This is a genomic window from Paraburkholderia gardini (assembly GCF_907164575.1).
GTDB lineage: Bacteria > Pseudomonadota > Gammaproteobacteria > Burkholderiales > Burkholderiaceae > Paraburkholderia > Paraburkholderia gardini.
Genome location: NZ_CAJQYY010000020.1, coordinates 54299 through 74624 on the forward strand (window position 1 = coordinate 54299; position 20326 = coordinate 74624).

Below are 20326 nucleotides of genomic sequence, written 5' to 3' on the forward strand. Positions count from 1 at the left end.
ATTGCCGGCGCTGGCCAGTTGGACTGAGAAGGAGACGCAGAGATGGAACAGTCGCAGGGCGGATACCCGCCTCCGTCTTACCAGAGCACGACCGAAATCGATCGGCAGCGGAGTCTTCGCACGCTCACGCATATCCTGTACGGCCTCTACGCGATCTACTGGCTGACCGGCGGTCTGACCGCGCTGGTCGCGATCATCATTAACTATGTAAAACGACCCGATGTGGCCGGAACGCCCTTCGAAGCGCACTTCAACTGGCAGATCCGCACCTTCTGGTGGGGTTTGCTCGGTCACGTGATCGGAATAGCGCTTTTCATCGTGCTGATCGGCGTGCCGATCCTGTGGGCTGTCGCGATCTGGATGTTGTACCGTATTATCAAAGGCTGGCTTTATCTGTACGACAACAAGCCATTGATGAATCCGCGCGCGTGGTTCTGACTGTATCTGTCTTGAGGCCACCCGCGTCAGCGTTTCACTGAGACCATGAGCCACGACACTTCTAGTTGCCTGTTCTGCAAGATCGCCGCTGGCGATATTCCGTCGACCAAAGTGCACGAGGACGACGAATTCGTCGCGTTTCGCGATATCCGTCCGGCGGCCGAAACCCATGTGCTCGTCATTCCCCGCAAGCACATCGACACGCTGTCGAACTGCACGCAGGAAGACTCAGCCCTGCTTGGTAGAATGCTTGTACTGGTCGCGCGTCTCGCCGACAAACTGGGCGTGGCGTACACCGGCGGCGAAACCGGCTTTCGCACGGTCATCAATACCGGGCCTGGCGGCGGGCAGGAGGTGTATCACCTGCACGCGCACATTCTGGCGGGGCCGCGCCCGTGGCAGCGCATGGGGTGAAGCCGGTGCGGCGCAAGCGCGGCTGCAATCGCGCTGCGCGGCGGGATTTTGACCGCGCACAATGGCGGATGGGCAAAAGTGGCGATCAACATGTTGCAATGTAATAACGCGGGCGTGTTGATCCATTCATAATGAAGCGTACGTGTTGCCGGCGGTTTTCGGCGGTATCGTAGACATGGGGCGCGAACGCTTCGAATCATGCCGCAAGGCAGACGGTGTTCGCCGCGGATGAGCGTACAGAAGCGGCGACGGGGTTAAGGAGAGTTTTCATGGGTTCGTTGAGTATTTGGCACTGGCTGATCGTGTTGCTGATTGTGGCGCTGGTGTTCGGCACGAAGAAACTGCGCAACATCGGTACCGATCTGGGCGGCGCGGTGAAGGGTTTCAAGGAAGGCATGAAGGAAGCCGAAACGCCCGCCGATGCGCAGGCGCGCGAACTGCCGCGCGCGGGCACCGTCGATGTCGACGCGAAGGAAAAAGCGCCGCATTCCGGCGACTCCCGCTAAATCCGCGGCAGCCCCGCACTGACGGAAAGCTCATCCCATGCTGGACCTCGGTCTAACCAAGATGGCGCTGATCGGCGTCGTCGCGCTGGTCGTGCTCGGGCCGGAGCGCCTGCCGCGCGTCGCACGCACGGCTGGCGCGCTGTTCGGGCGCGCGCAGCGTTATATCAACGACGTGAAGTCCGAAGTCACGCGTGAGATCGAGCTGGACGAACTGCGCCGCATGAAGACGGAGTTCGAGTCGGCTGCCAGTGGCGTCGAGAGCACGATTCACGACAATCTGCGCAAGCACGAATCCGAGCTGAACGACGCGTGGAACGCCGGCACGTCGGTATCGTCGAGCATTGCCGGCGGCGCGACCGGATACGACGCTGCTTCCACCGACGGCACGTCATGGCGCAGCACGATCACATCCACACCCAAACGCAAGAACTGGCGCGTCAAGCAGACGGCGGCGCCGGCGTGGTACAAGCGCGCCACCTTGCGTCGCACGCGCGTGCAGTCGGGCGCGGCGCGCGTCGCGCGGCACACGCCGGTGAGCCTGCGCCGTCCGACGCGCTTCTTCTGATGTCCCCAGCGAAACACTTCAACCGAGGGCCGGCGTGAGCGACCCCCAGCAAAACCAGGGCGAAGCCCCTGAAGAAACCTTCATCTCGCATCTCGTCGAATTACGCGATCGCATCATCCGGGCGGGTATCTCGGTCATCGTCGTATTTCTCGGGCTGGTCTACTGGGCGCCAGACATCTTCCGCCTGCTCGCGCGTCCGCTGATGCAGAACCTGCCCAAGGACGGCAAGATGATCGTCACGGACGTCACCGGCTCGTTCTTCGTGCCGATGAAGGTGACGATGCTCGTCGCGCTGGTGATCGCGCTGCCGTTCGTGCTGTACCAGATCTGGGCGTTCGTCGCACCGGGGCTCTATCAGCATGAGAAGAAGCTGGTGACGCCGCTCGTCGGCAGCAGCTACGTGCTCTTCCTGTGCGGGATGGCGTTTGCGTACTTCGTCGTATTTCCGACGATTTTCCGCGTGATGGCGCATTACAACGCGCCGCTCGGCGCGGAAATGACCACCGATATCGACAATTACCTGAGCTTCGTGCTGACGATGTTCATCGCGTTCGGCGTGACGTTCGAGGTGCCGATCGTCGTCGTGCTGCTCGTGCGCATGGGCATCCTGTCGATCAAAAAGCTCAAGGAGATCCGTCCGTATGTGATCGTCGGCGCGTTTGTGGTTTCGGCCGTCGTGACGCCGCCGGACGTGTTTTCGCAGCTGATTCTCGCGGTTCCGCTGATCGTCCTGTACGAAGCCGGGATCATCGCGGCGCGGTTGATCGTCGGCAAGCAGCCGGTCGTGAAGGAAGAGGAAAGCTCGCCGACGAGCTAGTGTTCAAGGCTCGCGTCCTGTCCTCGCTGTAACGCCGGGGATCCGGATTGCGCCGGAAAAGCAAAAAGGCAGCCAGTGGCTGCCCCTTTTTGCTTTCGTCCACATGCCTTGCCGGGTCCTGCTGGCCGGGAAAGTCCGTTCAGGCGTGGGGCCCCGCGCGCTGCCTGCCCATGCGGGCCGGCCCGGCCACAGGCGGTCGTCGCTCAACCGCCATCGTTGCCCTGATCGTCGCTGTCGTCCGCGGGCTGCTTCGGCGGCGGCGGGCGTTTGCCGATCATCACGTCGACATCCAGTTCCTTATTCTTGCGCACGACATGAACCTTCGCGTTCGTGCCCGGCTTGATCTGCGCGATCACGTTCAGGAGGCGCGTCGTGTCCGTGATGTTCTCACCGTTCACGCTCACCAGAATGTCGCCCGGTTTGATGCCGGCCTTGTCGGCGGGTCCGCCCTGCAGCACACCCGCGACGATCGCGCCCGAATCCTGCTGGAGCCCGAACGACTCGGCGATTTCCGGCGTGACGTCCTGCGGCTCGACGCCGATCCATCCGCGCGTCACCGAGCCCGTCGTGATGATGCTTTCCAGCACGCTGCGCGCCGTCGAAACCGGAATCGCGAACCCGATGCCGAGCGAGCCGCCCGAGCGCGAGTAAATGGCGGTATTGATGCCCAGCAGATTGCCGTTCACATCCACCAGCGCGCCACCCGAGTTACCCGGATTGATCGCCGCGTCGGTCTGGATGAAGTTTTCGAACGTGTTGATGCCGAGGTGATTGCGCCCGAGCGCGCTGATGATGCCCATCGTTACCGTCTGGCCGACGCCGAACGGGTTGCCGATCGCGAGCACCACGTCGCCGACGCGCGTCTGGTCCATGCGGCCGAGCGTGATCGTCGGCAGATTGGTCATGTTGACCTTGAGCACGGCCAGATCCGTCTCCGGATCGACGCCAATGACCTTCGCGTTCGTGGTGCGACCGTCGGCGAGCGCGATTTCGATCTGATCCGCGCCGTCCACGACGTGCTGGTTCGTTAGAATGTAACCTTCCGGACTCACGATGACGCCCGAGCCGAGATTGGCCGCCGGCTGTTCCTGCTGCCTGCGGTTGTTGTTCCTGTCGCCGAAGAAGTAGCGGAAGAGCGGATCTTTCGCGCGCGGGTCGGGCGGAAGCGAGCCGTCCTTGCTGGAGAACACGTTGACGACCGCCGGCATGGCCTTGTGCGCCGCGTCGGCGTACGAAGCCTGCGCGGCGCCGCTACCCCCGCCGATGCCTGGCGCCACTTCGCGCAGGGCGACGATCGGTTCGGCGAGTTGCTTGCCGAACTGACCCTGGCGCTGCAGCCATTGCGGCTTGAGTGTCGCAATGATGAACATCAGCGCCAGCAGTACCGTCACCGCCTGGGCGAAGAACAGCCAAAAGCGTCTAAGCATCTGAAGATATTAGAGGTTTATATGGATCGGATCGAACTGGAATTGTACTTGAACAATCTTCTGCAAACCGCGAGGTTCAAGGACTATTGCCCCAATGGCCTGCAGGTCGAAGGCCGGCGTCGCGTAAAAAAGATCGCGACCGGCGTGACCGCCTCGGCGGCCTTTCTGGAGGCGGCAATCGAGTGGGGCGCGGACGCGGTCTTCGTCCATCACGGTTACTTCTGGCGCAACGAGGCGCCGCAGATCACCGGCCGCAAACATGGCCGCATCAAGCTGCTGATCCAGAACGACCTGAACCTGTTCGCCTACCATCTGCCGCTCGACGACCACCCGGAATTCGGCAATAACGCGCAACTGGGCGTGAAAATGGGCTGGATCCCCGATGAAACCCGTTTCGGCGACACCAACCTCGGCTGGCTGAGCACGCTGCCGATGCCCATCACGCTCGCCCACTTCACCGCGCAGGTCGAGCAGACGCTTGGCCGCACGCCGCTCGTCCTCGGCGACCCGGACCGTGAACTGCGCCGCGTCGCCTGGTGCACGGGCGCCGCGCAAAGCTATTTCGACGCGGCGATCGCCGCCGGCGCCGATGTCTTCCTCACCGGCGAAATCTCCGAACCGACCACCCACACGGCGGCCGAAAGCGGCGTCGCGTTCCTCGCCGCGGGCCATCACGCGACCGAGCGCTTCGGCGTCCAGGCGATCGGTGCGCATCTGTCCGAGACCTTCGATCTCGAGCATCTCTTTATCGATGTCCATAATCCAGTCTGATTTTCCGCTGATTAGTGAACAAAAAGGCTGGATAACGGAGGGAACGCTTAAGAAACCGCATAGAAATGTTTGCGATTTGTGCGGGGATACCCTGATTTATCAAAGACTTCGCACGCTTTTTGGTATTCGGCCCTTGTAAATGCCGACTCCATTCGAGCAAACTAGCGGCGGTAGAACTGGCTTGACGGAAAAATCCAACTCAGAAGTGGGGCGTGTGATGCGAGACAAGGAAGATGAACGCGTCGACGGCAGCCGTCGTACCTGGCTGATTGCGACGACCGTAGCAGGTGGCGTAGGAGGAGTTGCCACTGTAGTGCCCTTTGTTAGTTCGTTTGCACCATCTGAAAAGGCCAAGGCAGCAGGCGCCCCGGTCGAAGTCGATATCAGCAACCTGAAGCCCGGCGACATGATGACCGTGGCATGGCGGGGCAAGCCGGTGTGGATCATCAACCGCACCGACAGGATGCTCGCCGACGTCAAGAAAGCCGATCAGGAAGTCGCTGACCCGGACAGCAAGAAACCCTTCTCGATGCCGGAGCCGGACTACTGCAAGAACGAATTCCGCTCCCGCGCCGACCGCAAGAACATATTGGTCGCCGTCGCCGTGTGCACCCATCTGGGCTGCACGCCGACGCCACGCTTCCAGGAGGGCGCGCAGCCCAATCTTCCGGACGACTGGCCAGGCGGCTTCCTGTGCCCGTGCCACGGCTCGACCTATGACATGGCCGGCCGCGTCTTCAAGAACAAACCGGCTCCGCAGAATCTCGACATTCCGCCCTACATGTTCACGTCGGCGAATTCGCTTGTGATCGGCAAGGACGAGAAAGGAGAAGCGTAAAAATGGCGATCGAAAAAGAAGTAGAGACGACCGGGCTGGTCGGCTGGATCGACCGCCGCTTTCCGCTGACCTCGACGTGGAAACAGCACGTCTCCGAGTACTACGCACCGAAGAACTTCAACTTCTGGTACTTCTTCGGCTCGCTTGCGCTGCTGGTGCTGGTGAACCAGATCGTCACCGGCATTTTTCTCACGATGAACTACAAGCCCGACGCGACGCTCGCGTTCTCGTCGGTCGAGTACATCATGCGCGAGGTGCCGTGGGGCTGGCTGATCCGCTACATGCATTCCACAGGCGCGTCGCTGTTCTTCGTCGTCGTGTATCTGCATATGTTTCGCGGGCTGCTCTACGGTTCGTACCGCAAGCCGCGTGAACTCGTGTGGATCTTCGGCTGCGCGATCTTCCTGTGCCTGATGGCCGAAGCGTTTTTCGGCTACCTGCTGCCGTGGGGCCAGATGTCGTTCTGGGGCGCGCAGGTGATCGTGAACCTGTTCTCGGCGATTCCGTTTATCGGGCCGGATCTGTCGCTGTGGATTCGCGGCGATTACGTGGTGTCCGACGTCACGCTGAACCGCTTCTTCGCGTTTCACGTGATCGCGATTCCGCTCGTGCTGCTCGGACTGGTGGTCGCTCACCTCGTGGCACTGCATGAAGTGGGCTCGAACAACCCGGACGGCATCGAGATCAAGGCGAAGAAGGACGCGGACGGCAAACCGCTCGACGGCATCCCGTTCCATCCGTATTACTCGGTCCACGATTTTCTGGGCGTGTCCGTGTTTCTGTTAATCTTCGCCGCGATCATCTTTTTCGCGCCGGAAATGGGTGGCTACTTCCTCGAGGCGAATAACTTCGTCCCGGCGAACCCGCTGCAGACGCCGCCGGAAATCGCTCCGGTCTGGTACTTCACTGCGTTCTACGCGATGCTGCGCGCCACGACCGATCCGTTCAAGATCGTCCTGATGGTCGTGATCGCGTTGCTGGGCCTGCTCGCGCTGGTGCGCGCGCGCGGCAAGTGGAAGTTCGGTCTGCCGGTGCTCGCCGTACTGGTGGTTCTGGCGATGGCGTTCACCGAGTCGAAGTTCTGGGGCGTCGTGGTGATGGGAACGGCGGTGGTGTCGCTGTTCTTCCTGCCGTGGCTCGACCAGTCGCCGGTGAAATCGATCCGCTACCGGCCGTTCTTCCACAAGGTGTTCTACGGGATCTTCGTGCTGGCGTTTCTGACGTTGGGCTTCCTCGGGACGAAGCCGCCATCGCCTGCCTCGACGCTGATCGCGCAGATCTGCGCACTGATCTACTTTGCGTTCTTCCTCGGCATGCCGTTCTGGACACGGCTCGGACGGTTCAAACAACCGCCCGAACGGGTCCGGTTCAAGCCTCACTAACGCGCGCCAGGAGAACCCACAATGAAAAAACTGCTTTCGACGCTTGCGCTGATCGGCGCCGCTTCGACAATGGCCTTCGCGCTGATGGTGAGTCCGGCGCACGCGGACGAGAATTTCCCGCTCGACCGCGCGCCCGATAACGCGGACAATTTCGCCTCCCTGCAGCATGGCGCGCAATTGTTTGTAAACTATTGCCTGAACTGCCATAGCGCGAACCTGATGCGATACAGCCGCCTGGAGGATCTGGGCATTTCGCAGAAGGAAATCGAGAAGAACCTGTTGTTCACGACCGACAAGGTCGGTAACACGATGTCGGTGGCGATGCGGCCTGAAGACGCGAAAGCGTGGTTCGGGGCGCAACCGCCGGATCTGTCGGTGGAAGCGCGGGCGCGCAGCAAGGACTGGTTGTATACGTATCTGCGCAGTTTCTACCGCGATGACACACGGCCGACAGGCTGGAACAATATGGTGTATGACAACGTGAGCATGCCGCACGTGTTGTGGCAGCTTCAGGGCCAGCGTACCGCGAAGTTCGAGGACGACACCGACGAAAACACGGGCGAAAAGATCCGCAAGTTTGTCGGCTACCAGCAGGTCACGCCGGGGACGATGTCGGCAGTAGATTATGATTCTGCTGTTGCCGACCTCGTGTCGTACCTGTCGTGGATGTCCGAACCCACGCAGCAGACGCGCAAACGGCTGGGCGTATGGGTGCTGATGTTCCTCGGCATCCTGAGCTTTTTCGCCTGGCGATTGAACGCCGCGTACTGGAAAGATATCAAATAATCACGCCGTGACCGGCGTGGGGCCGGCGCAAGGAAAAACCGCGAGGCGGTTTTTTCCGCGCTGGCCCTTCAGCTTTTTGAGGAAATGTAAAAATGATGGTTCTGTACTCTGGCACGACTTGTCCCTTCTCCCAGCGCTGCCGGCTGGTGTTGTTCGAAAAGGGCATGGACTTCGAGATTCGCGACGTCGACCTGTTCAACAAGCCAGAAGACATCGCGGTGATGAATCCGTATGGTCAGGTGCCGATCCTCGTCGAACGGGACCTGATTCTGTACGAATCGAACATCATCAACGAGTATATCGACGAGCGCTTCCCGCACCCGCAGCTGATGCCGGCTGATCCGGTGCAACGTGCACGCGCGCGTCTGTTCCTGCTCAACTTCGAGAAGGAACTGTTCGTGCACGTCGGCACGCTGGAAAACGAAAAGGGCAAGGCTGCCGAGAAAAATCACGAAAAGGCGCGTATCGCGATTCGTGACCGTCTGACGCAACTCGCACCGATCTTCCTCAAGAACAAGTACATGCTCGGCGAAGAGTTCTCGATGCTCGACGTGGCGATCGCGCCGCTGTTGTGGCGTCTGGATCACTACGGCATCGAACTGTCGAAGAACGCCGCACCGCTGATGAAGTACGCCGAACGCATTTTCAGCCGTCCGGCCTATATCGAAGCGCTGACACCTTCGGAAAAGGTGATGCGTCGTTGAGTCTGGTTCTGGGGGTGAAAGCGTCGCGCCGTCGTGCTGATTGCGACTGATTACGCGACGTCTTTCGTCCGGTACGGGGAATGTTGATGCAAGAGATTTCCACGAAGCCTTACCTGCTGCGCGCGCTGTACGAGTGGTGCACGGATAACGGTTACACGCCGCACATCGCGGTACGGGTCGACAACCAGACACGCGTTCCGCGCCAGTTCGTGCGCGACAACGAAATCGTGCTGAACATCAGCTTCGAGGCAACGAGCCAGTTGCAGATGGGCAATGAGCTTGTCGAGTTCAACGCGCGGTTTTCGGGGAAGTCGCACCGGATCGAAGTGCCGATCGCGAACGTGCTTGCGATCTATGCGCGCGAGAACGGGCAGGGCATGGCGTTCCCGGTCGATTCCCCGGGTGGCGAAGCGGCGGATTCCAGCGAAGAAGATGACGCAGGCGCGGCCGTCGATGCACCTGTGACGATCGGCGGCAGTACGCCAGCGGCCGTTCCGGCCGGTTCGCGCAATACCTCGACGGCGCAAAAGCCCGACGACGCCGGCGATGCACCGAAACCCGACGACGATGGCTCAAAAGGTGGCGGCAGAGGTCACCTCAAGGTCGTGAAATGAAGTAAAATCGCCGTCCGATGCCCCCTTAGCTCATTTGGTAGAGCACTTGACTTGTAATCATGAGGTGGTCTGTTCGAATCAGACAGGGGGCACCAATCGTTTCAGACAAGAAGCCCAGTCGTTCGACTGGGCTTCTTGTTTTCTGGCTGACCGCGATCAACGATGGGAATCGAAGTGCTTTGTCAGGCGGCCCCTGGCTTGCGGCGACCGCGTCGCCGTTCGGCCTGGCGCCGTCCGGCGGACTCCGCGTTTCATGCGGCCGTCAAGACGCACCACGGCACGGCTTCCCATTGCCTCGGCATAACGGGACAGTGTGCGCATGGACGGCAAGGTGTGCCCGCTCTCCATACGTGCGATGATTGATTGCGTCGTCTGCATCTTTTCAGCCAATTGCTCCTGAGTCAGTCCAGCCCGCACCCGGGCGGAGACAAGCTCACGTGCAACAGCAGAAGCACTCACCAACGACCTCCGCGCGGGCATCCCCCGCCCACGTGAGCTTTCCCTCACGTTTTCGCACTTCGTCCCGCGTCCGCGACCATCGCAGTCCCCCACTCGTATAACCGGGTAGAAAAGCGGGGCATCATCACCTACGCTTGGTAAGCCGGTTTTCGATAAGAGAGCGCTCATCGGCTCCCCCGTCTCCGCACACCAGCCCCCTAAAGAAGCAATCCAGTTTTTCGGACGTTTTCGCGACCGAAAGGGTTGTGCCATCCGGCACCCGACACCTCCGCCAAAAGGCGCAGTGTTGTATTTGCATGCAAATAACCCAGTAGACGAGTCGAGGAGACATCCATGCATCCATCCCGCCATACAAGGTCGCTTTGCGTCTCACTTGCGCTGACGATCGGCGCAATGGCACCCGCCGCAACATTCGCCGCCGACGAAGTCCAGAACAGCGCGACGACCACCAGCACGCCCATGCCGGACGTTCTTCGACCCGTCAGCCAGCAGCAGCTCGACGCGGCCAACACGCACGCGGGCGACTGGATTCATTCAAACGGTTCGTACGCGCAGACGCGCTATTACCCCGGCACGCAGATCAACACGACGAACGTCTCGAAGCTGAAGCCCGTTTTCATTTTCCAGACCGCCGTGAACGAATCGATGGAAACCGCGCCGATCGTCTCGAACGGCATCATGTTCGTGACGACATCGTTCAACCACGTGTATGCCGTCGATGCCGTGACCGGCAAGGAGTACTGGCATTACAAGCACAAGATGGGTCCGGTTACGACGTTCTGCTGCGGGCCGAATAACCGCGGCGTCGCGATCTCGGGTGATCGTCTCTTCATGGGCACGCTCGATTCGAAGCTCGTCGCGCTCGATGCGAAGACCGGCAACCTGCTGTGGGAAACGCAGATTGCCGATCCCGAAGAAGGCTACTCGGAAACGATGGCGCCGACCGTCGTCGAAGACAAGGTGCTGATTGGCACGAACGGCGGCGAGTACGGCATTCGCGGTTTCGTGAAAGCGTTCGATGCCGCCACCGGCAAGCTGATCTGGACCTTCTACACGATTCCCGACAAAGGCCAGGAAGGCGTCTGGGCCACCGACGACGCGACCGGTCGCAACATGAAGCGCGACATCGCCGCGGAACAGAAGCAGCTGGCCGACAAGGGCGGCGACTTCTACAAGACGCTCGGCGGCGGCGTGTGGATGACGCCGGCGGTCGACCGGGCGTCGCGTACGGTGTATTTCGTGGTCGGCAATCCGTCGCCTGACCTGTACGGCGCGATCCGTCCGGGAGACAACCTGTACACCGATTCGCTCGTCGCGGTGAATCTCGATACCGGCGAATACAAATGGCACTTTCAGTACATCGCGCATGACGTCTGGGACATGGACGCCGTGAGCCCGCCGATCCTCGTCGACGTCCGTGACAAGAACGGCCACATGGTGCCGGGCATCCTTCACGGCGGCAAAACCGGCCACATCTACGTGAACGATCGCCGCACCGGCAAGCTGATCCGTTTCTCGAAGGCGATGATTCCGCAGGAAGACATGTGGACGCTGCCGACGTCGACCGGTGCGCGGATGTTGCCGGGCGCGAACGGCGGCGTCGAATGGTCGCCGATGGCATTCAGCCCGAAGACGCGGCTCGCGTACGCCGCGAACCTGCATCAACCGATGACGTATCAGGTCGAAGACGTCGCGTATCCGGGCGGCAGCAAGCTGTGGCTCGGCGGCGCCTTCAAGACGATTCCGACCGAAGCGCAGTGGGGCAAGCTGTCCGCGGTGAACGTCGATACGGGCAAGATCGCGTGGGACTTCAAGACCGATCAGCCGCTGATCGGCGGCGTGCTCGCGACAGCCGGCAATCTCGTGTTCAACGGCGAAGGCAACGGACTCTTCCGCGCGTTCGACGCGGCAACGGGCAAGAAGCTCTGGGAATTCCAGTGCGGCGCAGGTGTGAACGCACCGGCGGTCTCGTACACCGTACACGGCAAGCAGTACGTCGCCGTCGCCGCGGGCGGCAATACGCAACTCGACTTCAAGCGGGGTAATTCCGTCATCGTGTTCGCGTTGCAGTGACGCGCATGGTGATCGCTATCGCAGTGATCCGCCCACGCCGCCTTCCCTGGCGCGCGTGGGCCGCCGCGTTGATGGTGTGCGCCGGCCTCGGAAGCGCACTGCCCGGTGTCGCGCATGCCGACGCCGAAGCCGGCCAGGCGAAGGCGCAGGTTTGCGCGGCGTGTCACGGGCCGATGGGCAATTCGACGAGCCCGGATTACCCGATTCTCGCGGGGCAAAGCGCGCGCTATATCTATCTCGAACTGCGCGACTTCAAGGAGGGACGCCGCTCGGACCCGCGCATGTCGCCGATGGCGGCGAACCTGTCGCGCGAGGACATGCAGGACCTCGCCGACTATTTTGCCGCGCAGAAGCCGGTGGCGGTGCCCTACAAGGCTGATCCGGTGCGTGTCGAAGCGGGGCGTCGCAAGACGGCCGAGGTGCTGTGCACGATGTGCCATCTGGGCGGTTTCACCGGGCAGAACGAGATTCCGCGTGTCGCCGGGCAGCAGTATGCGTACATCGTCAAACAGTTGCAGGACTTCCGCGAACGTCGGCGCACGAACGATGCCGGCAACATGACGAGCGTCACGAAAGGCCTGACGGACGACGACATCATGAATCTGGCAGCGTACATCGCGAACCTGCAGTAACGCGCGTGCGGATGAAAATGACGGTCGCCACACAATCGATACAGCGCTTCGAGGGGAGACACGACGATGAAAAGAACGCAGCGTGCGTGGACGGCGGTGGGTGCCGCGGTGATGGCGATCGCGCTCGGCGGCGCGCCTGCGCAGAGCGTCGCCGATGACGACGTGGGGATCAACCAGCAATTGCTGAACGCAGCGCGAAGCGGCGACGAAGCCGGCGTGAACGCTGCGCTTGCCGCCGGGGCGTCGACGGGTTCGCGCAACCGGATCGGCGATACTGCGTTGATCACGGCCTGCAAGAAAGGCTCGCTCAATATGGCGCGCACGTTGATCGATCACGGCGCGAACGCGAACCAGGCCGATGTCTCCGGCATTACGCCGCTGATGGCCGCTGCGTATGGCGGCTCCGACGCAATCGTGAAGCTGCTGCTGGACCACAAGGCGGACACGGCGGCCGCCGACCGCATCGGCAAAACCGCGATGGAATATGCCGCCGGTCAGGGCGCAACGGCGGTGGTGCAGCTGCTGCTCGATGCGGGGGTCGACGTCAACCGTCTCTACAAGAACGATCTCACGGCATTGATGTGGGCGGCGGGCTACGATCGCGCGGACACCATCCAGCTGTTGCTCGCCCGTGGCGCCAATCCGGCGCTGCGCGACAATCGCGGACTGACTGCGCAGGATATCGCGATGCAGACGCATTCGACGCATGCGGCGACGCTGCTGCCCGCGCGCGCCCCTGGGGGGTGATGAGGCGCGCTCGTGCGCGTCAGCGGAAATACACGTGCGACGCGCCATGCAAAATCCGTCACACGCGGAAATACAGGAAGACGTGCGTCCAGGTGAGCGGTACTATCGCGCCAAAGCTGTGAGCGGCCGTGCCGCTGCCGGCGCAGACCGTATCGCGGCCGCCCCGTTTCTTCCTCGCGTACTCATGACCACTTCCGCCACGATCACCCTTCCCGAAGACGACGGCCCGCGCGCCGTCCTCTGGCGTTCAGAGACGGCCGTGCCGCCGCCAAAGCGTGTGACCATCGCCGATGATCGTCTTACCGCCGATGCCGCTTATCGTCTTGCGTGCGAAGGCACGGCGCTGCTCTATCGCGGCGACTTCCAGAACGCGCGTCAGCTGTTGCAGGCGATGACGCGGCGGGTCGAACGCAATCCGCGCAAGACGGCGACTTCGCTGAAAGAAGCGTTCAATTTCCATCGTCAGACGCAGTCGCAACGCGCGCGCGTTCTCGGCATGGTGCTGATTCCGCTGGACGGCGATTACACGATCCCGCTGCGGCGCGCGCCGGAAGTGCGCGAGGCGTGCACCGAGACGTACGGTGCGGCGACCGGCGAGCCTTCGGTGGTATCGCTGCGTGAACTGCTCGGCCTGATCGGCGCGCATGAATGGCGCAAGAAGGGTGTCGAGATTCCCGTGCTCGCGGATCGCATCCATCCGCATTACGGCGTGTTCTCGCCGGTGCGCGGCGAGTATGTGGATCTCGTTGCGCGTACGCCGTTGCCAACGCTTGAAAAGGCATTCGACATCGGCACCGGTACCGGTGTGCTGGCCGCGCTGCTGGCAAAACGCGGCGTGAAGAAGATCGTCGCGACCGATCAGGATCCGCGCGCGCTCGTGTGCGCCACCGAAAACCTCGCGCGGATGGGTTACGACGCTCAGGTCAAGGTGGTACAGGCCGATCTGTTTCCCGAAGGCCGCGCGCCGCTCGTGATCTGCAATCCGCCGTGGGTGCCGGCGCGGCCCGCATCGCCGGTCGAATATGCCGTGTTCGATCCGGACAGCCGCATGCTGCTTGGCTTCCTGAACGGCCTCGCGGCGCATCTCTCGCCAGACGGCGAAGGCTGGCTGATCCTGTCCGACTTCGCCGAGCATCTTGGCTTGCGCTCGCGCGAAAGCCTGCTCGCGGCGATCGATCAGGCTGGGTTGAAGCTCGTCGGACGTGAGGACATCAAGCCGCGTCATCCGAAGTCGACCGATGCGAACGATCCGCTGCACGCGGCGCGCGTGAAAGAGGTGACGTCGTTGTGGCGTCTGCAGGCGCGCTGAGATTCAGCGTAGTGACGCCGGTTGTTATCCCCAACCCGAACGCCGGTCCTAACCCCGAACCTCACACCGCTTCCGGCGCCCCGACGTACCCGGCTGCGCCTTGGCCCGCAACCAGGCCGCTCGCGAAGCAGGCTGTGAGCAGATAGCCGCCCGTCGGCGCTTCCCAGTCGAGCATCTCGCCGGCGCAGAACGCGCCCGGAATCTGTTGCAGCATCAGGCGCGCATCGAGCGCCTCGAACGGCACGCCGCCCGCGCTGCTGATCGCTTCCTCGATGGGCCGCGCGCGCGTCAAACGCAGCGGCAGCGCCTTGATCGCGTGCGCCAGCTTCTGCGTATCGGCGAACGCCTCCTTCGACAGACACTCGCGCAGCAAACCCGCCTTGACGCCCGAAATCCCGAGCCGCCCGTGCAGATGCGTCGACATCGAGCGCGACCCGCGCGGGCGCGTGACTTCGTCCACAACGCGCTCAGCGGAGTGCGCCGGCGCGAGATCGAGGTGAATGACGACCTCGCCGTCCCCCAGCAGACGATCCCGGATCACCGACGAAAGCGCATACACCAGACTGCCCTCGATGCCCGTTTCCGTCGAAATGAACTCACCTTTTCGATAATGGACTTTTTTGTCTATATCGATGACGGAAATGGCGACGGGTTTCACCGGCTGGCCGGCGAAATGTTCACGGAAATACGCGCTCCAGTCGGCGTCGAAGCCGCAGTTCGACGGGAGCAGCGGCGCGATCGGCACGCCGCGCGCCTGCATCAGCGGGACCCATGAAGCATCCGAGCCGAGCCGCGGCCAGCTACCGCCGCCCAGCGCGAACACGACTGCATCGGCCGTGACAAGATGCTCGCCGTCGTCGCCGCTCGTGGCGAAGCGCAGCACGTGCTTCGGCGCATCGGCTGTTCCTGCGTCGCTGTCCCAGCCGATCCACTTGTGGCGCATGTGGAACCGCACACCGGCTTCTTTCAGCCGATGCAGCCACGCGCGCAGCATCGGCGCGGCCTTCATGTCGGTCGGGAACACGCGCCCCGAGCTGCCGACGAACGTCGGGACGCCCAGCTCCGTCAGCCACGCACGTAACGCGTCGGGGCCGAACGCGTCGAGGAGCGGCGCGATCTGCTCGCGGCGCGCGCCATAGCGGCCGAGAAACGGCGTGAGCGGCTCCGAGTGCGTGATGTTCATGCCGCCTTTGCCGGCCATCAGGAACTTGCGGCCGACGGAAGGCATCGCGTCATGGACGTCGACGCACACGCCGCGCCGCGCGAGCGCCTCGGCGGCCATCAACCCGGCCGGGCCGCCGCCGATGACGGCAACAGAAACTGAATCGTGCGAAAGGGGCATGCGGCAGGCGCGAAGAAGAGGGAAGCGTGCAAAGACGCGAGGTGCGCCATTTTCACACCCACGGCGAACGGGAGCAAACGCGCACGCTGAAGCAGCGAGTCGACCTCACCACACAGTTCAAAAGTACCCAGCAGCGCCGCGCCGTTTCAGGTCACGACACCGACCTGCCACGGCACGAACTCGCTTTGTCCATAGCCGTGCAGTTCGCTCTTCGACGGCCTGCCGGACGCGCAGTCGAGCATCATGCGAAACACGGCTTCGCCGAGTTCATCGATGCTCGCCGTGCCGTCGATCACACCGCCGCAGTTGATGTCCATGTCGTCTTCCTGGCGTTCCCACAGCGGCGTGTTCGTCGCGAGCTTTAGCGACGGCGACGGCGCGCAGCCATACGCGGAACCGCGTCCGGTCGTGAAGCAGATCAGGTTTGCACCCGACGCCACCTGGCCGGTCGCCGACATCGGGTCATAGCCCGGCGAATCCATGAACACGAAACCTTTCGCGGTGACCGGCTGCGCGTATTCGTACACTTCGACGAGATTTGTTGTGCCGCCTTTCGCCACGGCGCCGAGCGATTTTTCGAGGATCGTCGTGAGGCCGCCGACCTTGTTGCCGGCCGACGGATTGTTATCGAGCGCCGCGCCGTTGCGCTCGCAGTAGTCCTGCCACCAGGCGATGCGCGCGAGCAGTTTCTCGCCGACTTCGTGGCTCACCGCGCGCCGCGTGAGCAGGTGTTCCGCGCCGTAAACTTCAGGCGTCTCCGACAGGATCGCCGTGCCGCCGTTTCGCACCAGGCGGTCGACGGCCGCGCCGAGCGCCGGGTTCGCCGAGATGCCGGAATAGCCATCCGAGCCGCCGCACTGCAAACCGACGACGATATGCGATGCCGGCAGCCGCTCGCGCGTCGCGCGGTTCGCGTCGGCCAGCATTTCGCGCACCATCGCGATGCCGCGCTCGATTGTCTTGCGTGTGCCGCCGCTATCCTGAATCGTGAAGCTGCGCAGACGCGGTTTATCGTCGCTCAATCCGCCGGCTTCGAGCACACCGCCAATCTGGTTCGTCTCGCAGCCGAGGCCGACGAACAGCACCGACGCGAAGTTCGGATGCATCGCGTAACCCGCGAGCGTGCGGCGCAGGATCCGGATGCCTTCGCCTTGCATGTCGATACCGCAACCGAGCCCGTGCGTGAGCGCGATCACGCCGTCGACGTTCGGAAAATCCGCGAGTTCCTCCGGATGCACATCGCGCCTGAAATGATCTGCGATTGCGCGCGCGACCGTCGCCGAGCAGTTCACGCTCGTCAAGACGCCGATGTAGTTGCGCGTCGCGACGCGTCCGTCGTCGCGGCGAATGCCCATGAAGTGCGCTGGTTCGCTCGCGTATTCCGTGGGATGCCGGTCGACGCCGAACGCGTGATCGCGCGAGAAGTCCGCCATGCCGAGGTTCTGCACATGTACGTGCTGACCGCGCGCGATGTTCTCCCGCGCGACGCCGATGATCTGGTTGTAGCGTTTGACCGGTTCGCCTTTCGCGATCGCGCGCGTCGCGATCTTGTGGCCCGGCGGAATCAGCCCGGACACGACGAGATCTTCCGCGTCGATCCGCGTGCCGGACATGAGCTGACGCGTCGCGATCACGACGTCGTCGTTCGGATGCAGGCGGATCACGGCGTGCGCGGCGACGGTGTTGGGCGTTGCAAGTGTTGGGCTCGACATGGAAAACCTCTGTTCTTTCGTCTATGCGGGTGACGGTTCGCTCAGGATTCGCTCAGGCCCGACGCGTCGTCTCGCCGAGCGCGGCCTTCAGGCGTGGCTGGTTGGGCGTGATGCGCAGTTCGCGCGCGAGCTCGATGACCGGGCGCAGGCGGCGACGTTTCTTTTCCTCGTGATTGCGCGCGATATCTGAAAGCCGGTGGTCGAGAAACGGATTCCCGAAACGTTCGCGCACGTCGGCGAGATAGGCGCGCGCGGTGTCCGCTTCGCCGAGCGCATCGAAGACGGGCAGCACTTCGTCGCACCAGAGTGCTTCGAGGTCGGCGCGCAGCCTCGTGTCCTGCATCGCGTGGCGCGTGTTTTCATCGGCGGGACGGCGCCCGGACAGCCAGCGCTCCGCCAGATACGTGTGCCCGAGGTTCAGCAGCATCAGCTTGAGTCGCTCGTAGTGCGGCAGGTCGTCGGTGACGACGATTGCCGCGTGCCCGCACGGCAGCACCATGCCCGCGCGACGCTCGACGGCCCACAGCGCATACGGCTCAGCAATTGCGCCGACCGGATGGATCGGCTCCGACACGATCCGGTCGACGAGCGAATTCACCCAGATACAGCCGTGCTCGATGTACTCGACGAGCGCCGCATCCGCGTTCCATTCACGCGCGATGCCCGCGACCAGATCGCGCAACGTGTCGCCGTTACGCGTGATGAGTTCGCACGGAAAAATCGACAGCGGCGCGGCGCCCGCGAGAAAACGCGCGTGCAACAGCACGACGAGCTTCGCCGCGAAGCCTTGCGGCGGCGTGGCGATATCGCGCAGCAAAGCGGCGGTGTCGGCGGGAAAGCGCGCGAAGCCGGCCTCGCTCGTGTTCGAGATCACGACGCGCGCGTCATGCGCGAAGCGCTCGACGACGAGCGGCCAGTCGGTGCGGGCGTCGAGCGCTTCGGTGATCGCGTCGCATTCGATCGTGGTGTCGATCACGTCGCCGTGCCGCATGCCGCGAACGCGCACCGGATAACGCGCGTCGGCGCGCAACGCTTCGATGCGCGCGCGGCTTTCGGCGCTGGACGTGGTCTGCACGACGGTGATGTTGCCGGCCGCGGCGTGACCGTCCTTAAGCGCCTGCGACACGAAGAGATCGATATGCGCCTGCAGGAAGCGGCTGGTACCGAATTGCAGAATGGAATTCGCCATCCGTCAGCGCTCCGGAAACACGGTCGTGCAGGACGAAACAGATGAGACAGGATTCATCGCGGGATGGACGTTCTGAAGTTGGGGGGCGCCTTGCCGGCTTCACGACATGGTGTTATTTCGGCCTGACCAGTTGCCGATCATAGAAGTATATTGCTAATCTGGTCAAGCCAGTTTGGCCCACATGCACGTTCGATGGCAAAACGTCGGACCGTCCGTGGGTCTCGCTGATTACAATTCACGCTTTGCCGGGCGCGCAGCCTGGCGTCGCCGCCATCGAACCGTCCAGCCGCCCGGAGCCACGTTTGCCAGTCAAACCCGTCGAAACGCGTCGTCTCTATCTCCAGATCGCCGACAAGCTGCGCGAACTGATCGGCCAGCAAGGCTTCGCGCCGAACGGACGCCTGCCGTCCGAGCGCGAACTGGCGCAGATGCTGGGCGTATCGCGGCCGTCGGTGCGCGAGGCGCTTGTCGCGCTGGAACTGGAAGGGCGCGTGGAGATCCGCATGGGATCGGGCGTGTATGTGAGTTCGCGCCCGGCATCCGCCGCGGCCGGCGCGCCATCGCCCGATTCAGGCACGCTCGGCGAAAGCCCGCGCGAAATCATGGACGCCCGCTCGCTGATCGAAGGCGCGATCGCGGCGAGCGTCGCGCCGTTCGCGAAGCCGAAGGCGCTCAAGGCGCTGCGCACCCTGTACGAACGCATGGCAGCGGAAGTCGCCGCCGGCCAGATTCCGATAGCCGCCGACCGCCAGTTCCACCTGTGCGTTGCGCAGATGTCGGAAAACGACGTGCTGGTGAAAACAATCGCGGACCTGTTCGACGAGCGGCACAGTCCGTTGTCGTCGAAGCTGCGGGTGCATTTCGAAGGGGACGATACCTGGGCGGCGGCGCTCGATGAGCATCGCGCCATTCTGGAAGCGCTCGAGGAACGGGACCCCGTGCAGGCACATGCGGCAGTCCAGCGGCATCTGAAAGCGTCCTACGCGCGTCTGATGAGACGCGTCAAACCCTGAAAGCCGGCCGCTGCCGGCGGCCGGCAGCGTGCATCGCCTTCAGGGGCGGATCGAATCGGCCGATTCGATCAACCCGGGTACTCCTCATCGACCTTCAGACCGGCGAGCTTGAAGATCACGCGTAGCGTCTGGGGCTTGATATCACGCCGCGAAGCCAGCGTCGTCATGACGAAGTCGAGCACCTTTGCGTATTTGAGCAGCGTGAGACAGGTTTCCATGTCGACGGCGCCATCACGCATCAACTCGGCAATCCGCAGCATCTCCACCGAGATGTCGCGCGCCATTTCGAGTTCAATCTGCTGCTTTTCGGTCCACGCGGGCGTGGTGAGGAGTCGCGTCAGCATCTCCTGGAACTTCTGCTCCGCGTTTCCGTTCGGTATCGCGTCCATTGCCGCCTCATTTTCGTCTGAGCGTGCTTCTTGTCCGGTCACGGCGCGCTGCAGGTTACGTAACGTTCGGCCCGATGTTCCGGTGCCGACCTCCCACACGCTAGCTGCTCCTCTCAGAGCAGCTGCTTGTGTTGATGGTGTGTGCCGCTCCCCGTAAGGGCGAAGCGGAATTGCCGTCCGTTTGCGACCGGCGCTTTCC

The 20326-nt window shown here is 62.9% G+C and carries 22 protein-coding genes and 1 tRNA gene; 17 read left to right on the top strand and 6 right to left on the bottom strand.

What is annotated here, in order from left to right; all coding sequences use genetic code 11:
• Positions 1 to 42 precede the first annotated feature (42 nt).
• From LPA34_RS17350 to tatC, 5 genes are all read left to right on the top strand, one after another.
• Positions 43 to 438, top strand: a complete 396-nt coding sequence (locus LPA34_RS17350) for a DUF4870 family protein (protein ID WP_228980358.1) — start codon at positions 43 to 45, stop codon at positions 436 to 438.
• 45 nt (positions 439 to 483) lie between these two features.
• Positions 484 to 852 carry a histidine triad nucleotide-binding protein gene (locus tag LPA34_RS17355; RefSeq protein WP_228980360.1) on the top strand — a complete coding sequence of 123 codons (369 nt, stop codon included), beginning with the start codon at positions 484 to 486 and terminating at the stop codon, positions 850 to 852.
• Positions 853 to 1121: 269 nt separating this feature from the next.
• Complete coding sequence (tatA, locus tag LPA34_RS17360; RefSeq protein WP_228980361.1) at positions 1122 to 1358, top strand: Sec-independent protein translocase subunit TatA; 237 nt, start codon at positions 1122 to 1124, stop codon at positions 1356 to 1358.
• A gap of 37 nt (positions 1359 to 1395) precedes the next feature.
• Positions 1396 to 1923, top strand: a complete 528-nt coding sequence (gene tatB, locus LPA34_RS17365) for a Sec-independent protein translocase protein TatB (protein ID WP_228980364.1) — start codon at positions 1396 to 1398, stop codon at positions 1921 to 1923.
• 34 nt (positions 1924 to 1957) lie between these two features.
• Positions 1958 to 2740: a twin-arginine translocase subunit TatC gene (gene tatC / locus LPA34_RS17370; RefSeq protein ID WP_228980366.1), complete on the top strand. Its 783-nt coding sequence runs from the start codon at positions 1958 to 1960 to the stop codon at positions 2738 to 2740.
• Between the two features lie 203 nt (positions 2741 to 2943).
• Here tatC and LPA34_RS17375 read toward each other — a convergent pair whose 3' ends face one another.
• Positions 2944 to 4167 carry a S1C family serine protease gene (locus tag LPA34_RS17375; RefSeq protein ID WP_228980368.1) on the bottom strand — a complete coding sequence of 408 codons (1224 nt, stop codon included), beginning with the start codon at positions 4165 to 4167 and terminating at the stop codon, positions 2944 to 2946.
• Positions 4168 to 4188: 21 nt separating this feature from the next.
• Between LPA34_RS17375 and LPA34_RS17380 the strand changes: the two genes are divergently transcribed.
• From LPA34_RS17380 to LPA34_RS17410, 7 genes are all read left to right on the top strand, one after another.
• Positions 4189 to 4938, top strand: coding sequence for a Nif3-like dinuclear metal center hexameric protein (locus LPA34_RS17380; protein WP_228980370.1), 750 nt, complete (start codon positions 4189 to 4191; stop codon positions 4936 to 4938).
• Between the two features lie 217 nt (positions 4939 to 5155).
• A complete protein-coding gene (gene petA / locus LPA34_RS17385; protein WP_228980501.1) occupies positions 5156 to 5776 on the top strand; it encodes a ubiquinol-cytochrome c reductase iron-sulfur subunit in 621 nt (206 codons plus the stop codon).
• A 2-nt stretch (positions 5777 to 5778) separates the two neighbouring features.
• A complete protein-coding gene (locus LPA34_RS17390; RefSeq protein WP_228980371.1) occupies positions 5779 to 7158 on the top strand; it encodes a cytochrome b in 1380 nt (459 codons plus the stop codon).
• A 21-nt stretch (positions 7159 to 7179) separates the two neighbouring features.
• On the top strand, positions 7180 to 7944 hold the full coding sequence (locus LPA34_RS17395; RefSeq protein ID WP_228980372.1) for a cytochrome c1: 765 nt from the start codon (positions 7180 to 7182) through the stop codon (positions 7942 to 7944).
• Positions 7945 to 8036: 92 nt separating this feature from the next.
• Positions 8037 to 8648 (top strand): glutathione S-transferase N-terminal domain-containing protein, encoded by a 612-nt coding sequence (locus tag LPA34_RS17400; protein ID WP_090537322.1) that lies wholly within the window; start codon positions 8037 to 8039, stop codon positions 8646 to 8648.
• Positions 8649 to 8734: 86 nt separating this feature from the next.
• Positions 8735 to 9262 (top strand): ClpXP protease specificity-enhancing factor, encoded by a 528-nt coding sequence (locus LPA34_RS17405; protein WP_228980373.1) that lies wholly within the window; start codon positions 8735 to 8737, stop codon positions 9260 to 9262.
• 19 nt (positions 9263 to 9281) lie between these two features.
• Positions 9282 to 9357: transfer RNA gene (locus LPA34_RS17410), tRNA-Thr, on the top strand.
• Positions 9358 to 9418: 61 nt separating this feature from the next.
• Here the strand turns inward: LPA34_RS17410 and LPA34_RS26990 are convergent.
• Positions 9419 to 10072: a helix-turn-helix domain-containing protein gene (locus LPA34_RS26990; protein WP_324251755.1), complete on the bottom strand. Its 654-nt coding sequence runs from the start codon at positions 10070 to 10072 to the stop codon at positions 9419 to 9421.
• Between the two features lie 42 nt (positions 10073 to 10114).
• On the opposite strand from LPA34_RS26990, the gene LPA34_RS17420 reads away from it, so the two are divergent.
• From LPA34_RS17420 to LPA34_RS17435, 4 genes are all read left to right on the top strand, one after another.
• Positions 10115 to 11794: a pyrroloquinoline quinone-dependent dehydrogenase gene (locus tag LPA34_RS17420; protein ID WP_228980503.1), complete on the top strand. Its 1680-nt coding sequence runs from the start codon at positions 10115 to 10117 to the stop codon at positions 11792 to 11794.
• 71 nt (positions 11795 to 11865) lie between these two features.
• Positions 11866 to 12426: a c-type cytochrome gene (locus LPA34_RS17425; RefSeq protein WP_228980506.1), complete on the top strand. Its 561-nt coding sequence runs from the start codon at positions 11866 to 11868 to the stop codon at positions 12424 to 12426.
• 66 nt (positions 12427 to 12492) lie between these two features.
• Complete coding sequence (locus LPA34_RS17430) at positions 12493 to 13173, top strand: ankyrin repeat domain-containing protein (protein ID WP_228980378.1); 681 nt, start codon at positions 12493 to 12495, stop codon at positions 13171 to 13173.
• Between the two features lie 184 nt (positions 13174 to 13357).
• On the top strand, positions 13358 to 14482 hold the full coding sequence (locus LPA34_RS17435) for a methyltransferase (RefSeq protein WP_228980380.1): 1125 nt from the start codon (positions 13358 to 13360) through the stop codon (positions 14480 to 14482).
• A 61-nt stretch (positions 14483 to 14543) separates the two neighbouring features.
• On the opposite strand, the gene LPA34_RS17440 is transcribed toward LPA34_RS17435, so the two are convergent.
• The 3 genes from LPA34_RS17440 to LPA34_RS17450 all read right to left on the bottom strand — a co-directional run bounded on the left by LPA34_RS17440 (position 14544) and on the right by LPA34_RS17450 (position 18725).
• Positions 14544 to 15824, bottom strand: coding sequence for a BaiN/RdsA family NAD(P)/FAD-dependent oxidoreductase (locus LPA34_RS17440; RefSeq protein WP_228980382.1), 1281 nt, complete (start codon positions 15822 to 15824; stop codon positions 14544 to 14546).
• 146 nt (positions 15825 to 15970) lie between these two features.
• Positions 15971 to 17536, bottom strand: coding sequence for a UxaA family hydrolase (locus tag LPA34_RS17445; protein WP_228980384.1), 1566 nt, complete (start codon positions 17534 to 17536; stop codon positions 15971 to 15973).
• Between the two features lie 52 nt (positions 17537 to 17588).
• Entirely contained in the window at positions 17589 to 18725 is a 1137-nt protein-coding gene (locus LPA34_RS17450; protein WP_228980386.1) for a mannitol dehydrogenase family protein, read from the bottom strand.
• 302 nt (positions 18726 to 19027) lie between these two features.
• Between LPA34_RS17450 and LPA34_RS17455 the strand changes: the two genes are divergently transcribed.
• Entirely contained in the window at positions 19028 to 19738 is a 711-nt protein-coding gene (locus tag LPA34_RS17455) for a FadR/GntR family transcriptional regulator (protein WP_228980388.1), read from the top strand.
• A 68-nt stretch (positions 19739 to 19806) separates the two neighbouring features.
• Here the strand turns inward: LPA34_RS17455 and LPA34_RS17460 are convergent, their stop codons facing one another.
• Positions 19807 to 20127, bottom strand: coding sequence for a type II toxin-antitoxin system HicA family toxin (locus LPA34_RS17460; RefSeq protein WP_228980390.1), 321 nt, complete (start codon positions 20125 to 20127; stop codon positions 19807 to 19809).
• Positions 20128 to 20326 lie beyond the last annotated feature (199 nt).